At 51.2% G+C, this 14,709-nt stretch carries 11 protein-coding genes; 6 read left to right on the top strand and 5 right to left on the bottom strand.

Annotated elements, in window-relative coordinates; genetic code table 11:
- The first annotated feature begins 6 nt into the window (after positions 1–6).
- The 6 genes from ACYP2Q_RS05965 to ACYP2Q_RS05940 are packed head-to-tail and all read left to right on the top strand — an operon-like array spanning position 7 to position 6,940.
- Positions 7–1,833, top strand: a complete 1,827-nt coding sequence (locus tag ACYP2Q_RS05965) for an FkbM family methyltransferase (protein WP_459729662.1) — start codon at positions 7–9, stop codon at positions 1,831–1,833.
- Positions 1,830–2,456: an acetyltransferase gene (locus tag ACYP2Q_RS05960; protein WP_459729661.1), complete on the top strand. Its 627-nt coding sequence runs from the start codon at positions 1,830–1,832 to the stop codon at positions 2,454–2,456. Before ACYP2Q_RS05965 ends, ACYP2Q_RS05960 begins: the two co-directional genes overlap by 4 nt.
- A gap of 11 nt (positions 2,457–2,467) precedes the next feature.
- Positions 2,468–3,568: a DegT/DnrJ/EryC1/StrS family aminotransferase gene (locus ACYP2Q_RS05955; protein WP_459729660.1), complete on the top strand. Its 1,101-nt coding sequence runs from the start codon at positions 2,468–2,470 to the stop codon at positions 3,566–3,568.
- A 2-nt stretch (positions 3,569–3,570) separates the two neighbouring features.
- Entirely contained in the window at positions 3,571–4,605 is a 1,035-nt protein-coding gene (locus ACYP2Q_RS05950; protein WP_459729659.1) for a glycosyltransferase family 4 protein, read from the top strand.
- Entirely contained in the window at positions 4,602–5,636 is a 1,035-nt protein-coding gene (locus ACYP2Q_RS05945) for a glycosyltransferase family 4 protein (protein WP_459729658.1), read from the top strand. Before ACYP2Q_RS05950 ends, ACYP2Q_RS05945 begins: the two co-directional genes overlap by 4 nt.
- Entirely contained in the window at positions 5,633–6,940 is a 1,308-nt protein-coding gene (locus ACYP2Q_RS05940; protein ID WP_459729657.1) for a glycosyltransferase, read from the top strand. The genes ACYP2Q_RS05945 and ACYP2Q_RS05940 overlap by 4 nt, the downstream gene beginning before the upstream one ends.
- A gap of 152 nt (positions 6,941–7,092) precedes the next feature.
- On the opposite strand, the gene ACYP2Q_RS05935 is transcribed toward ACYP2Q_RS05940, so the two are convergent.
- From ACYP2Q_RS05935 to ACYP2Q_RS05915, 5 genes are read right to left on the bottom strand one after another with little or no spacing between them, the layout of a single operon-like run.
- Complete coding sequence (locus tag ACYP2Q_RS05935) at positions 7,093–7,488, bottom strand: GtrA family protein (protein ID WP_459729656.1); 396 nt, start codon at positions 7,486–7,488, stop codon at positions 7,093–7,095.
- Positions 7,485–8,429: a glycosyltransferase family 2 protein gene (locus tag ACYP2Q_RS05930; RefSeq protein ID WP_459729655.1), complete on the bottom strand. Its 945-nt coding sequence runs from the start codon at positions 8,427–8,429 to the stop codon at positions 7,485–7,487. Before ACYP2Q_RS05930 ends, ACYP2Q_RS05935 begins: the two co-directional genes overlap by 4 nt.
- Positions 8,426–10,066, bottom strand: coding sequence for a DUF6311 domain-containing protein (locus tag ACYP2Q_RS05925; RefSeq protein WP_459729654.1), 1,641 nt, complete (start codon positions 10,064–10,066; stop codon positions 8,426–8,428). Before ACYP2Q_RS05925 ends, ACYP2Q_RS05930 begins: the two co-directional genes overlap by 4 nt.
- Before the next feature lie 43 nt (positions 10,067–10,109).
- The gene (locus tag ACYP2Q_RS05920; protein WP_459729653.1) at positions 10,110–12,644 is read right to left on the bottom strand and encodes a glycosyltransferase family 4 protein; all 2,535 of its coding nucleotides are present in this window, start codon (positions 12,642–12,644) and stop codon (positions 10,110–10,112) included.
- Positions 12,644–13,993: a class I SAM-dependent methyltransferase gene (locus ACYP2Q_RS05915; RefSeq protein WP_459729652.1), complete on the bottom strand. Its 1,350-nt coding sequence runs from the start codon at positions 13,991–13,993 to the stop codon at positions 12,644–12,646. Before ACYP2Q_RS05915 ends, ACYP2Q_RS05920 begins: the two co-directional genes overlap by 1 nt.
- Positions 13,994–14,709 lie beyond the last annotated feature (716 nt).

The raw sequence follows: 14,709 nt of genomic DNA, 5'->3' as shown, positions 1-14,709 counted from the left end.
GCACTGATGAAGACGATAAAACGCGAAAGCATCGATGTCGGCACCGTACTTTCATCTGCCTCCAAAAGAATGCAAAGTGCCAGCGGCATTTTGCCGAAAGAGGACCACTCCGCGGATCTACCCGTAGAGCCTCAAACCGTCGTTGAGAACCCTCAACTCGTCACCGAGAAGCCCCGTGCGCACCGCACCAGAATCAAGGCCGGAACTAAACGAACAATGCGATTTATTGCAAAACACGTTTATAAGTGCTTGAAGCCGCTGGTCAAGCCAATCGCCTTTCGTACTCGCCAATATTTTCTTGCTGGTTTTAACGATGTATCCATCAACTTTGCCCAGCAACAACAAGCAAGCACTCAAGCGCTACTCTCACAATTCGAAGCGCTGGAACACCGGATTGCCTCAATTGCAGCGACCCAGCGACTGACTGCACAGCAATTAGATCAAATCTCACGCACTCAGCAAGAAGTACCTGTTGATCTGCTTCAGCAAATGAAAAGAATTGAAGAACTCGCAAGTGCTCAGCTAGGAGCGCCCGGGGATCTGCTTCAGCAAATCAAAAGAATTGAAGAACTCACCAGTGCTCAACTAGGAACGCCCGGAGATTTGCTTCAGCAAATGAAAAGAATTGAAGAACTCACCAGTGCTCAGCTAGGAGCGCCCGGGGATCTACTTCAACAAATCAAAAGAATTGAAGGACTCATCGGTGCCCAGCTAGAAGTACCCGCCGATCTACTTCAACAAATCAAAAGAATTGAAGAACTCATCGGTGCGCAGCGAGAAGCACCCGCCGATCTGCTTCAGCAGATCAAAAGAATTGAAGAACACATTGGTGCTCAGCTAGAAGCCCCCGTGGATCTGCTTAAGCAATTCAAAAAAATTGAAGAACTCATTGGTGCTCAGCTAGACGCACCCGTGGATCTTCTTCATCAAATCAAAAGAATAGAAGAACTCCTTGGTGCTCAGCTAGACGCACCCACGGATCTGCTTCAGCAAATCAAACGAATCGAAGAATACACTTACGCCTCTGCCCGACGCATCGCCGTGAATTGTGGCCCCGATGAAATAATGATCAGGAGCGAAATCGGTTTTGTTCTTTGCTCAGCAAGCGATCATGCATTGATCTCGATTCTGCTCGAGGCCGGGGAGCTAGAACCCGGCACGCGTAAGCTTATCCAAAAGATACTGAGGCCTGGTGATAGCTATATCGACGTGGGTGCCAACATAGGCATGCACATGCTCGCGGCTGCTCGGGCCATGCAGGGTTCCGGCAAGATAATTGGCTTCGAACCGTTTGGCCCCACGAAAGCCTTGATCGACAAAACGATGTGGATCAATGGATTTTCGAATATCGCTGAAACCCATCAAGTGGCCGTATCGAACAAGTCAGGTTCGCAGTTACTTAATATGGGAGCAACAAGTGGCCACCACTCTCTATTTGAACTTGACACCCCGACAGCCCTTGCAAAACCGCCCGTGCAAGTCGACTTGACCTCACTGGATGAAATCATAGATCCAGATCTTACGATTCACCTTCTGAAAATTGATGCAGAAGGCGCAGAACTGGACGTTATTGATGGAGCCGCACGACTGCTGAATAGCAATCCGCAAATCAAACTAATCGTAGAGCTAGGCCTTTCTCATCTGGAACGAGCAGGCCATACCATTGAAGATTGGCTTGAAAAATTCAGAAAACTGGGTTTCGACTACCAAATCATCGATGCCAATTCCGGTGAACTTGAGGCTTACAGCTTTGAGAAACTCAAAGCTTCGGAATCAGTAAACCTGTTTTTCGCTAAGGCAAAAAACGCCCAATCTAGTGGAACCAAAGCATGAAGAATGAAATCATTGTTCTAGGCGCTGGCGGTCATGCTAAAGTTTGCATTGAGCTGCTAAGGGCACAAGGCGACGTAGTCGCTTTTTGCATCGGCTCCTCCGACAGCTCAGACACTTGCGTGGGCGTCCCAGTACTTAAATCCGATGATCACCTTGAAACACTGAGGAAGGAAGGGTATTGGAAGGTGTTCGTGGCCCTTGGCTCCAACGCGTTGAGAAGTCGACTGGCTCAGGCGGCCATTGACCTGGGCTTCGAGTTAGTCAATGCACTCAGTCCAAGTGCCGTTATTTCCCCGTCCGCCAAGATAGGCAAAGGTGTGGCCGTAATGGCTGGCGCCATTGTGAACGCCGAAGCCTCAATTGGTGACTTGTGCATTATTAATACTGGAGCGACGATTGACCACGACTGTAAAATCGGACGTGCTGTTCATATCGCCCCACAAGCAGCCCTTGCAGGCAATGTAGAGATCGGTAAAGAGTCATTTGTGGGTATCGGTACCAAAATCATTCCAACAATTTGCGTTGGTGAATTCGTGATGATTGGTGCAGGAAGTGTGGTTATTTCGAATGTCAACTCGAAGACCACAGTCGTTGGCGTTCCAGCCAAAACTATTAACACTTGAAGGACGAAGGCATGACACGTATTTCTGTCGCACAACCAAAACTGGCTGGAAACGAACGCAAGTATGTACTCGACTGCCTTGACACCAATTGGATCTCATCAAACGGAAAATACATCGGTGCATTTGAAGAGAGCTTTGCCAAATTCTGTGACGTCAAACATGCAATAGCGACGAATAATGGTACGACTGCACTCCATCTCGCACTGGTAGCTCTGGATTTGCAACCCGGGGATGAAGTCATCATTCCGACCGTTACCTATATCGCCACGGCAAACGCTGTACGTTATTGCGGCGCAATCCCTGTTCTAGTCGACGTCTGCACCGAGACCATGAACATCGACCCACTAGAAATCGAAAGTAAAATAACAAACAAAACCAAGGGCATTATTCCTGTTCATTTGTATGGTCACCCGGCCCAAATGGACCAGGTTAACGAAATCGCTCACAAGCACGGGCTCTGGGTTGTCGAGGATGCTGCAGAAGCACACGGCGCCGAAGTAAATGGCAAGAAAGTCGGCACCTTGGGCACATGTGCCACCTTTAGCTTCTTCGGTAACAAGATTATCACCACTGGTGAGGGTGGGATGGTCACCACCAATGACGATGAGCTGGCAGCAAAGCTTCGACTGCTACGTGGACAAGGAATGGACCCGCATCGTCGCTATTGGTTCCCGGTGGTCGGTTACAACTACCGAATGACGAATATCCAGGCCGCTATTGGCTTGGCTCAAATGGAAAACATCGACACTGCCCTGGCTGAGCGCAACCGACTCGCCGTCTGGTACAATGAGGCACTTCACGACCTGCAAGACAAGATCGTACTTCCAACTCAAGCCAGCTGGGCGAAGCAAGTATTCTGGATGTACAACATTTTCTTGCGCGACGGAGACGAGAATAAGCGCGATACCGTAATGAAGATGCTGGACGATATGGGCATCGAAACGCGGCCGGTGTTCTACCCAATGCACGTACTGCCACCTTACAAAGAAGAAGGCATTTACCCAATTGCAGATCTATGGTCCGGCCGTGGCATTAACTTGCCAACACACCAGGATTTGACTCAGGAAGATATCCTTCGCATTGCGGATAGCTTGAAAAAGGTCCTATTGTAAAAATGAAAATCGCACTGTGTTCTACAATGGTGCCATTTGTTTTCGGCGGAGGCCGAAACATCGTGGATTGGCTTGCGGCCACACTAAAGGAAGCAGGCCACCAAGTTGAAATTGTCTATCTACCAGAGATAGACAACCCCGACACATTGTTTCAGCAGATGATGGCATTCCGCTGGATAGACCTTCAGTCGGCCGATCGGATAATATGCTTCCGACCGCAAGCTCACTTGATTCCGCATCCACATAAAATTCTGTGGTTCATACATCACGTGCGCATTTTTTATGACCTCTGGGACTCCGAGTATCGCCCTTATCCCGACGACGAAAAGTTTCGCGGCTTTCGCGACGCATTGTATTCCGTTGATGATCTAGCTTTGCGTGAAGCAAAAACTGTGTTCACCAACTCGCAAGTTGTATCGGCAAGGCTTAAACATTACAACGGGGTGGATAGCGAAGTTTTGTATCCTCCGGTTTTTCAACCTGAGCGCTACCATTGCTCCGGTCAAAACGATGAAATAGTTTATATATGCCGACTGGAACACCATAAACGCCAGCACTTGCTGGTAGAGGCTATGGCGCTTACCAAGACACCGGTACGATTAAGGCTTTTAGGCTCAAGTGCCGGGGCCGATTATCCCAGGTCGATAGAAGAAAAAATCAACGAAACCGGCCTATCCGGTCGGGTTTTTCTGGAAAATCGTTGGATCACCGAAGAAGAAAAAGTCGAGCAGTTTTCAAAATGTCTAGCGGCCGCCTATTTACCGGTAGACGAAGACTCCTACGGCTATCCTAGCCTGGAAGCCAGCCACTCCTCAAAAGCGATTTTGACCACGACGGATTCTGGCGGAGTTTTGGAACTGGTACAGGATGGTTTCAATGGCCTTATTGCTGATCCGACTCCAGAATCCCTCGCAATAGCAATGGATAAACTTTACCTGAGTCGGGCCAATACTGAAGCCATGGGCATCAATGCCAAACAACGGTTGACTGACTTGAATATTTCCTGGAAACACGTTCTAGAGCGACTCCTAGCATGAAAGTTTTGGTTGTCAACAACATGGCGCCTTTTCTATGGGGTGGTGCCGAGGAACTCGCTGCCAATTTGCAGAAGCAGTTGATAATTGCAGGACACGAGTCCGAAATCTTGCGCATTCCATTTCAATGGGAGCCTTCGACCACGATACCCTCACAGATGTTGATGGCGCGCGCACTTGAGCTGATGAATGTAGATCATGTAATCGCTCTTAAATTCCCGGCCTACTTGATTCAGCACCCACGCAAAACGTTATGGCTTGTGCACCAGTATCGCCAAGCCTACGATCTGTTTGATGTAGGTCAAACAAATCTACCACCTGGGCAAAGTGGGCACGATATTCGCTCCACCATTCAGAATGCAGATAACGAATGCTTTGCCCAGAGCAGGCATATCTACAGCATCTCTGAGAACACCCGCCAGCGCCTTCTGAAATACAACGGGTTTGACTCCACTGTGTTGGTCCCTCCCGTAAATGATCCAGAATCATTCGTTAACGGCACCTACGGCGACTATATTTTCGCTGGCGGTAGAGTCAATAGTATGAAGCGTCAGTATCTGCTCCTGCAGGCTTTAGCCAAGACAGATAAACGCGTCAAATTAATTATTGCCGGGCCACCGGACTCTCCAGCAGATGCGGCGAAATTGATTGATATGGTCCAGGCACTGGGCGTAGCGGACCGCGTTCGCCTGGATTTACGCTTTTTACCACGCGCCACCTACGTTGAGTACGTAAATGGTGCGATGGCTGTTGCCTATATACCATTCGATGAAGAGATGGGGTATGTGACCATGGAAGCTGCTACTGCCTCCAAGGCACTAATCACCACCAATGACAGCGGTGGCGTACTAGCATTGGTCAAGGACCGTGTAACCGGTTGGGTGGCAGAACCTACCGTTGAAAGCCTAGCCGCTGCCATGAGCGCTGTAGTCGCAAGTAAATCCATCACTGTCGAATACGGGGCTGCCGCAAACGCACTCTGGAATAGCCTGGGAGTCAATTGGAATGAAACCATCGAGGCGTTGCTGAAATGAAGTTTCTAATTTTCACCCCAGCCATTCAGACCTCGGCCATTGGCCGAATGACTAGCCTAGTCACACATGCTCTATTATCTCAAAAACATGAAGTCGTTGTTGTACGCACGGAAAAGACCGGCCATCTGGACTCCGCAACACATGACTTCGGCTGCAATATTATTTCTTGGTTAGACACGGCCGAAGTCGAGGCCAATATAGTTCGTGCCGACATCTGCATTCATCAAATTGGAGATAACTACGAATTTCACCAGGGCAATATTGAGTGGCTAGCGCGCTTTAGTGGCATTGTTTGCCTACATGATTTTTACTTGGGCCATCTTTTTTGGGACTGGTCTCAACACAACACCGAGCAGGCTCAAAAAGTACTGAAGACTTATTATTCGGACGAGACCGCGGAGCGCTTTTATAGCGTTAATGGTCATGAAGAATTCATCGAGTTTACCAAAAATCATTCCCCGATGACGGAGTGGGTTTGCTCGATGGCAACCGGCGTTGTAACTCATAGCAACTGGGGTTGCGATAGAGTATTGAGTTCTTGCCCCGGGCCTGTACGAGTAGTGCCCTTGGCTTACAACTCTCCTGGCCTTGCATTAGCTGGAACAAAGCAAAAGCGCTCGCCAACGACCAAGCTCAAGCTGCTGACTATTGGCCATGTGAACCCCAATAAGAGAGTTGAAAGCTGCATCAAGGCCATAGGCGGCAACCCGACGCTTCGAGAGACAGTGTCTTATCGACTGGTCGGGGCCATTCAGCCTGAAATGAAAGTTAAAATCCTCGAACTCGCGCAAAGTCATGGCGTAGACGTCGAGATTTCTGGTGAGGTTGACGCGGACACTTTGGCAAACGCCATCATTGATGCAGACCTGGTAAGCTGCTTGCGCTGGCCTAGCCTGGAGGCGGCATCTGCCTCGGCAATCGAAGCGATGCTTTACGGAAAAACCACAGTTGTCACCAATACAGGTTTTTACAGCGAGCTCCCCGACCAATACGTTTTAAAAATAAACCATGTCAATGAAATTGAAGAGCTTGAAGCAACGCTACTGTCTCTTCATGCAAACCCTGACCTCTTGGAAGTAAAAGGCCAGCAAGCGCAGGAATGGGCAAAATCGACCTTCACGGCTGAAAACTACGCACGTCAATTAGTCGATATGAGCGCCGCCAGCATTAGAACCAGCTCCACCCTGAAGGCGGCATCGTATTACGCCGCCATACTTCATGGTTGGGGTGCTGACACCAGTCTTTTACAAAACAATGAATCACTTGCCCCACTGGCTATCTTTAACGAGTGCTACCAGCACTAATCATCTGCTGTACCTCTAGTTGATCGACGGATGTTGAACCGTCGATCAACTATAAGCAGTCTTCAGCCTTTGAATAACTTACGATCTTGTCTTTCCAGCTGAGGGATAGGCACGTCCATGGGTCCGGCTATCCCGCGATCAAGCCGCCTCAGTCATCGTGCGGGGGCAAATGCCCAGACCTTCATGACCAAGTAGTTCAATACCGGCACCACAAGGATCACCATTACCAAACCAATACTGTAATGCCAACCCAGGTATTCAACTATCGAGGTGATCAGAAGGGTGAGCGCCAAAGATACCAGGGACACGAAAAGGAAGCGCCGGTAACCCAGGAAGCTCACGGGGATCTTGAATGTAAACCGGCTGTTGAGCGTGTAAGACATCAAATTGGCAAATACAAATGCCACACCATTAGCGACAAAGGCTGGTGGCGCGAAGACCTCCATCAATGCAATGACGATACCGGCATGCACTGCTGTGTTCGCTACGCCAACCAGACCGAAGCGTATGAATTCATGGTACTTCGCAGGAATGATCACGTTATTCACTTGATCACGTCACGGACAATATATACCGGCCGATTCTTGGACTCTGCAAAGATCCTGCCCACATACTCGCCGAGAACGCCAATCCCGATCAGCTGCGCACCACTGGCGAACAGCACGGTAATCATGATTGAGGCGTAACCAGGAGTGTCAGCGCCAAAGAACAATGTCTTGATTAACAGATAGCCTGCGTAAAGGAATGACAAAGTTGAGACCGCAAAGCCCAGATAGGTCCACACTCGAAGAGGCACAGAACTGAAGCTAGTAATACCTTCGAGCGCGAAGTTCCACAACTTCCAGGTGTTGAAGCTTGTGGTGCCGTGCTCGCGGGGGGCCACCTTGTACTCCACCGTAGTGGTACGGAAACCTACCCAGGCGAACAGGCCTTTCATGAAGCGGCGGGTCTCAGGCAACGTCTTCAACGCTTCGACCACCTTGCGATCCATCAAGCGAAAATCGCCGACATCGGCCGGGATATCGATGTCGGAAATACGGTTGTGGAATTTGTAGAAGTAGTTGGCACTCAGCTTTTGAATGGCACGGTCGGTTTCACGGTCGACCCGCTTGGCCAGAACCACCTCAGCGCCCTCCTCCCATTTTTCAATGAGTTCAATGACCACTTCCGGTGGATGCTGAAGATCGGAGTCAATCGGAATCACCGCATCACCGGTCGCGAAGTCCAGCCCTGCAGAAATGGCAGCCTCCTTACCGAAATTACGCGACAGGTCGACAATTGTCAGGTATTGGTTTTTCGCTTTGGCCTTGATCAGTTCCTCGTAGGTCTGATCACGGCTTCCGTCGTTAATGGCGATGACTTCAAGATCGTACCGGTCTGCAAGCGGCTCAAACACTTCATTGATTCGATTGAAGAATGCCTGCACGCCCTTTTCTTCGTTGTAAAAAGGAGACACTAGGGAAATTTTGCGTTTTTCTAAAGTTATCATTGAGTTTCACGCACCCGGTGATTTAGACGGCAGATATGGGCAAAGTCGATTTCGGTACATGTTGGCTGATCATTATCAGGAAACAAGGCTTTCACCTGTTCCACTTGCGGATAGTCGCCTTTGACGAACACATACAAGGAGTGGTCCGGTGCTGATGCAGCAATTTCAGCCTTTGTGCTCTCGACGCTACAATTGGAGTTCGCGCGAGATACATAGCCAGTATTGATCTTGATGCCATGCACAACGGCATAGCGCATAGTGGGCATCAAGGTGTTGAGAATCAGCTCGGAACGCCCACAGCGGAACTTTGGAAAGAAGTACAGATACTGAATGTCGCTGGTGACTTGTTCATCCCACGCAGACTGCGTCAATACAAGAGAAGCCGGACGTTTGGCGGTATCGACAAGTCGATGGCGCAGGTTAGTCAGGTCAGCCATTTGCAGCAGCACCAACAAAACCATGCACACCGAAAATAAAACCGGGCTAAGTTTCTTGTACAGGGTCGCGATTGCAAAGATAACGACACAGTATCCGACCGGCCAAAAGAAACGCCCGGAGGCCCGGAACTGGGAAGTGATTCGATCCATGAACGACGGATAGTGAATGGTTACTACTTGGTGGACGCCGTAATAGACGGTGTCGGACAACGCATAGGCAGCAAACAGAAACATTAGCCATGTCAATGCCCGGTGTTGCGAAAAACTCCCCACAGCGGCCTTGCGGTTGAGCACGACGCTCAATGCAAATGCCAGGAGTACGCCGAGGCCGATGTAGTTGAATCCTTCATACTGGCCCGGCATTTCCGGGTCGGGAAAGTTCAGGTATTTTCCGCCGTGAAAGGGCGATAGCAGATTCATCGAATAAATGCCAAAGCCCCCCTCCTTGCCTACTGAAGTCTGATCCATAGGCAGTATGGTAAGGAATAAGCTCGCGCCGATTATCAGGAACGGAATTAGCGCCCGACCCATTTCGGCTGGCTGGAATCTCGCACGATTGCACAGGCAACTGACCACATAGATGGCGCTGGCCATTACAAATAAGTAAATGTTGATATAAAAAGCAACTACCAGCAGCAGTGACCAGGCAATTCGCTGTGGTTCGCTGGTCCTCCTGCACCGGATGTACAGTGCCAAAGAGGATAATAGGATCCAGTGCGACATCAGCGAGATATGGCCCAACCGCGTCGTCAGCGCCGGGAACGTCAGCAAGCACACGACCAAGGCTAGCAAAGCAAGCCATGACTTTATCTGCAGCTCCCGGAGTATCCACCACGCGCATATTGCCTGACCGACGAATGCCAAGGCCACCCAGGCTCCGAAGGGGTTGAATGGAGCAAAACTGGCAGGTACGAAGAGCTTGAGTAAAAGCGCATACAGGGGTATCGCGTCTACAAACGTTGCCCGGGTGCCTTGTGGATAATTGATGCTATCGAAGCTCAGCAGCGGATAGCTGAACGGCGCGCTGAAAAACGCATTGAAACCAGCAAAATATTGAGTGACGTCATCAACTTCGGTCAACCAATAAGAAGAGGTCCCTAAGACGAAACCGGTGGGAAAGTACCGCCAGACAAAAAATAATCCAATCGCCAGAGCCACTGCAAAGCCGGCCCTCCCCGTTGAGTCAAGCTTGAAATCCATAATCAAAAGGTCCTGAAATTCATACTAAATAATGGCTGGCGCGTTAGAACGCGCACTTATCAATCTCGCCAATGAGCTGCTGCGCACTGCCTTTCCAGGTCAGCCAAGGCATTTCTCCGGACTGCGGATGCTGGTTGTGTTCATACAACTTCAGCCATTCGGTCAAGCGATCAGCAATATCCTGCGCAGTGGTCCCCTTGAAGTACCAGGCGAACTCGCCCGCCACTTCATTGAATACAGGCAGATCCCTTGCGATTATAGGAAGCTTGTATTGTGCCGCTTCGATCAATGGCAAGCCAAAGCCTTCGCCATATGAGGCGGCCACCAAGCAGTCGCAGTGGGTATAGAGGTGTTCCAGGTATTCGTCGCTTACCCCTTCGAGCCAGAGTAGCCGTCTTCCCAATTCTGGATGATTTACAAGTCTGGTCGCAAGGTCATCCACCAGCCAGCCATGCTTGCCCACAATGATCAGGTTTGCCTGAACACCAGCAGCCCAAAGCAGCTCAAATGCATCAAGGGTCTGCGCATGCCCTTTGCGGGGCTCCAATGTACCGACCATCAGAAAGTTCGGGGATGCCTCCAGCGACTCGATCCGCAGCGCAGGATTTTCCGGAAAACCAGTGGAAGGCATTGACTGATCAATATCGGCGCCCAGATGGAACGCACCAATACGAAATGGACGCTTGCGTGGTGGCGCATTTTTGTCCAGCCACTTGCCTAGGTCGTCAGCGACTGCATGGGATATACAGATCGCGCCGTCGTACTGGGCTACGGCATGAATCCATTTCATATAGTGCGCTTGCAGACTTTCAACAAAACAGTGAGGAAGCTGCAGAATCAGGAGATCGTAGACCACGAAAAAGATGCTGACCCCATGGGCGCGCATCGTATCAAGGTACGTTTGTTTGTACGGAAGCACGTCCATGAGTAGATCCAGACACAGGTAGACGTCCCCTGCCCGGTAGCTGATCGCCTCGTCGTGGCCTGCTTCGCTAACGTCTTTACCCATGAACATTGTGGTGAAATGCGTCGCGTGGCGGTAAAAAGTCTCCCCCACCTTGGTGTACACGGGCTTGATTTCATAACCTTCGGGAGGATTGTTCAACCATTCCGCCAAAATGCTGCGCACTACTCGCTGAATCCCACTCTTGCCATCATGCTTGCACAACTCCGAGATATCGACGAACAGAGTTGGCTTGCCGGCCAGACCTTGCAGCGAATAATCGATTACCTTGGCTAGCCGCTGAATGTCCACAGCGCCTGTGTGCAGGTGCCCGGTATCCACCAGCGCGTCGATCAGCGCTCGTGTACCGTCTCCTGTTGACCGGGAGGTATCACTGCGATTCTCTAGCCGCTTAAATTTCGCCAAAGCTTGCTCAAACGCCGCTACAGCTGCCTTTCCGGTACGGTCCCAGGAGAAATGTTCTGCGCGCTGCAAGCCATGTGTTACCAGTGCAGCGCTGAAAGTATCGTCTGTCAGCGCCTGACGAAGTTTTCCGGAAATGGCATGGATATCAAACGGGTCGAAGGTCGCCTCTTCCCAGCCAATCACTTCCGGCACGCTGGACGTATTGGCACCAATCACTGGAGCACCACACTTCATGGCCTCAAGCGGTGGCAAGCCAAAACCTTCATGCCATGAGGGGAACACGTACACATTGCACAAATTGTACAGGGCGACCAACTCAGCGTCGGTAATGTAGCCCGTAAACACCAGGTCGGTCTGGCTCAGGCCTTGCTCATGGGCAAGTTTCTGGAAGTTGTAGATGTGGGACTCGGGCATTTTTCCCGCAAACACCAACTGAACATCTTGCAGTTCCGTCTTTATGACGGCGAAGGCCTTGATCAGTTGCGGCAGGTTCTTACGGTCATCGGCGCCACCGGAATACAGCACGAATTTTTGTCGCAGGCCGAATTTTTTATCGAGCGCGTCACGCTCAGCCATGCTGAGAGAAATCGGCCGGAAGACATCGTCCGCCGCAGTGGAGACGTTGACTATGTTCGCGCCGTCCAGCGGCAGCAACGACAACGCTTCTTCTCGGGCGAAATCGGAGATGGAAAGCAGCAAACCGTAATCCTTGAAAGTAGCCACTTTTTCCAGGTAAAGCTTTTTATAGCCGGGGTTGCTGTCCAGATACTGCTTCGGGGTGACCATCGGGATCAGGTCATAGATGGTGGCGCTGACAAGAGCATGAGTGTCCAGTAGAGGACTGCCGATGACCGCATCGTCCACGTAGCCTTCTATCGCGCTGGTGACATGTACAACGTCAGGTTTCAGGTCATCGATACAAGCTTGTCGAATCCGTTGCGCCATTTCTTTTCTGGCAGTGTTTGCTGGATCGTGTTCACAAACAGGCCCTTGGCTATACCACACACGAATGTGGCTTTGCGGCAGTAGCCCGATGAAGGCGGTGCGGATGCTGTCAAGGCTCTCGCCGAGCATACCGTTGAGCACCAGGTAAACTTCATTTTCACCACGATTACGCACGATAGCTTGCGCCAGGGACAAGCTGTAGCGACCAATACCACGGAACTGGTTTTCAGTCTGTGCGCCCTGCATGTCAATTACGATACGCATTATTTCTGGTCCTTAATCATGGCTTCCCTGAGGGCACTCTCGATAGTCCGGCCCCGTTGAGTCAGTGGTGCGTGATCAATCGCACCATCTGGAAGTCCATTGGCAGTCGCTGCCGCAACGGCGTTAAGAGTGCGCTGATGCAAATGACGCAGCTTGGCCAGCAGCCATGGGCTGCGATTCAAGATCGCCATAAGCCGGCGCTGGATTACAGGACGGCGAGCCAGATAGAGCCGAGCGTGGGGAACTGCGCGGAGCAACACTTGGCTCAGCGAAGACCTGCTGGAACGAAATGGCCAGCGGATGGCGCGAACCATGAAGCGGAATGGCGCCGTAATGCGCCACGACGTGCTGCTGCGCACGGCTTCAAGTTGCTGCTCGTACGTAGTGGCGCGCAGTTGCCAGCTGTTTGCATTGCCCAGTGCTTTATTGAGTTCAGCCTGCAATACATCCGTCTTGGCCAGTGCTGAATCCAAGCTGTTTTTGTAACGCTCCTGCATTTGCAGTAGCTGTTCGACTTGAAGACGCTGGATGCTGTCCAATGCTTTCAGGTAATCCGCACGGCCTGTCGACATCTCATCCTCTATTCCTGAAAGTTGGCTTCCCAAAACGCAGTCATCGTGAACTGCCAATGGACCGAACGGTGCGCCATAGGTCGCATCAAACACACAATTGAATACGCGGAGCAGTTCGGGTGGTGCCTGCTTTTGCGCCACGACGGCACAGTCGGGGCGGGTAGTCGACAGCAATTGCCACAAATCAACCTTGCTACTTTCACCCTGTAGCACGGATGCTTCCTGAAAAAGCACGATCCTGGATTTGGCAAAACCACTGTGCTCAGCCAGAAACGACAGCAGCAGGCTCGGCAACGGGCGCTGGTGGGCCGGGTCCATGTAGAAATGGTCGGCACCCACCACCACGCTTTCGACGCTGGGGCTTTCAAGGATCAAAACCCCGGCAGGACGCAGCACCCTCAGCGCTTCAGCGATCAGCTGTTGCAAGACAGGGAATTCAACATGTTCGGCGATTTGGAAGCCGGTTACGGCAACGAGACTGTTATCAGGCAGCTTCTGCAAAGCGCTGAGCGCGTCATCCTTGCGCACTGGCAGCTCCAGCATGCGACATGCTTCAAGCATACCGTCATCGAGATCTACCCCTGAAGGCGCATAGCCCTCGCGACCAAGCAGCTCAAGCCACTCGCCGCGTCCACAACTCAGAGCCAGGATGGGGTAGTCTTGATAAAGCTCTTTCAAAGGCGCAAGAAATGGAAGGTACGCTTCAAGTCGTTGGCTGATCAATTCTCTGGAACCGCGATTCTGCCCTTGAAAAGCTCTCGAAAAACCATAACCCATCAATTGCACTCCACGGCAGGAGGCATCATGGAAAATCCGACAAACGTGCTTTGCGAACTATTGACTACGTTAAACACCTGGATTAAACCCACCCACTCGTAATGTGATAAATGATTGTCCGCTGTATGTATTTCGACGGCCATAGAATACGATCCCGTAGCCGAATTCGTGATCCGCTTCGAGGTCATCAGCTTTGGAGGCCAAATGCTGCGTGTTGTTGCCAAGCACTGGCTGCCCCCCAGCCTGTCCTTGGTCGGATAACCAATGACCACCTCCGGGCTGGCACTGTGCAACCCTTTGCCGATGGGCAAGGAAACGCTTTCTCCGGCCGACAGGTACTCGATACTAACATCACCGCTGTCGAATCGGGTCTGTATGGAGCCGAGGTGCAGCTCGTGCACCGGTATCATTGCGTTCAATTTTTGGCAATCAAGGCGTGTGGAAGACTTCTTTTGTGCTGGAAGTAGCAGTCAGTGATCGACAGCGCTTCGCCCTCGATTAGAATTCCAGGACGAATTGTGCCGTGTCCACGACGAAAACAACATGCCTTGCATGCCACTGGAGTGGGTGTGGACAGGCTCATCGAAATAATCACCTGTCCCACCCCAACGCCCGATGCGCCACATCGGGCGAGGCGACTCACTGAAGTGTTTCCCTAAGCATGTGCGGGTCACCACCTGGCAGGTGCGCCAGGTCGTGTATCGACCATCGAAGAG

This window comes from Pseudomonas sp. MHK4 (assembly GCF_054600775.1).
This window is presented reverse-complemented; position numbering and strand designations above follow the sequence as displayed.

Excerpts from the sequence above, each read along its gene's own strand:
- ACYP2Q_RS05965 (WP_459729662.1), top strand. The coding sequence starts at position 7 with ATGAAGACGATAAAACGCGAAAGCATCGATGTCGGCACCGTACTTTCA.
- ACYP2Q_RS05915 (WP_459729652.1), bottom strand. The coding sequence starts at position 13,993 with ATGGGTTATGGTTTTTCGAGAGCTTTTCAAGGGCAGAATCGCGGTTCC.
- ACYP2Q_RS05955 (WP_459729660.1), top strand. The coding sequence starts at position 2,468 with ATGACACGTATTTCTGTCGCACAACCAAAACTGGCTGGAAACGAACGC.
- ACYP2Q_RS05945 (WP_459729658.1), top strand. The coding sequence starts at position 4,602 with ATGAAAGTTTTGGTTGTCAACAACATGGCGCCTTTTCTATGGGGTGGT.
- ACYP2Q_RS05960 (WP_459729661.1), top strand. The coding sequence starts at position 1,830 with ATGAAGAATGAAATCATTGTTCTAGGCGCTGGCGGTCATGCTAAAGTT.
- ACYP2Q_RS05940 (WP_459729657.1), top strand. The coding sequence starts at position 5,633 with ATGAAGTTTCTAATTTTCACCCCAGCCATTCAGACCTCGGCCATTGGC.
- ACYP2Q_RS05950 (WP_459729659.1), top strand. The coding sequence starts at position 3,571 with ATGAAAATCGCACTGTGTTCTACAATGGTGCCATTTGTTTTCGGCGGA.
- ACYP2Q_RS05930 (WP_459729655.1), bottom strand. The coding sequence starts at position 8,429 with ATGATAACTTTAGAAAAACGCAAAATTTCCCTAGTGTCTCCTTTTTAC.
- ACYP2Q_RS05925 (WP_459729654.1), bottom strand. The coding sequence starts at position 10,066 with ATGGATTTCAAGCTTGACTCAACGGGGAGGGCCGGCTTTGCAGTGGCT.
- ACYP2Q_RS05920 (WP_459729653.1), bottom strand. The coding sequence starts at position 12,644 with ATGCGTATCGTAATTGACATGCAGGGCGCACAGACTGAAAACCAGTTC.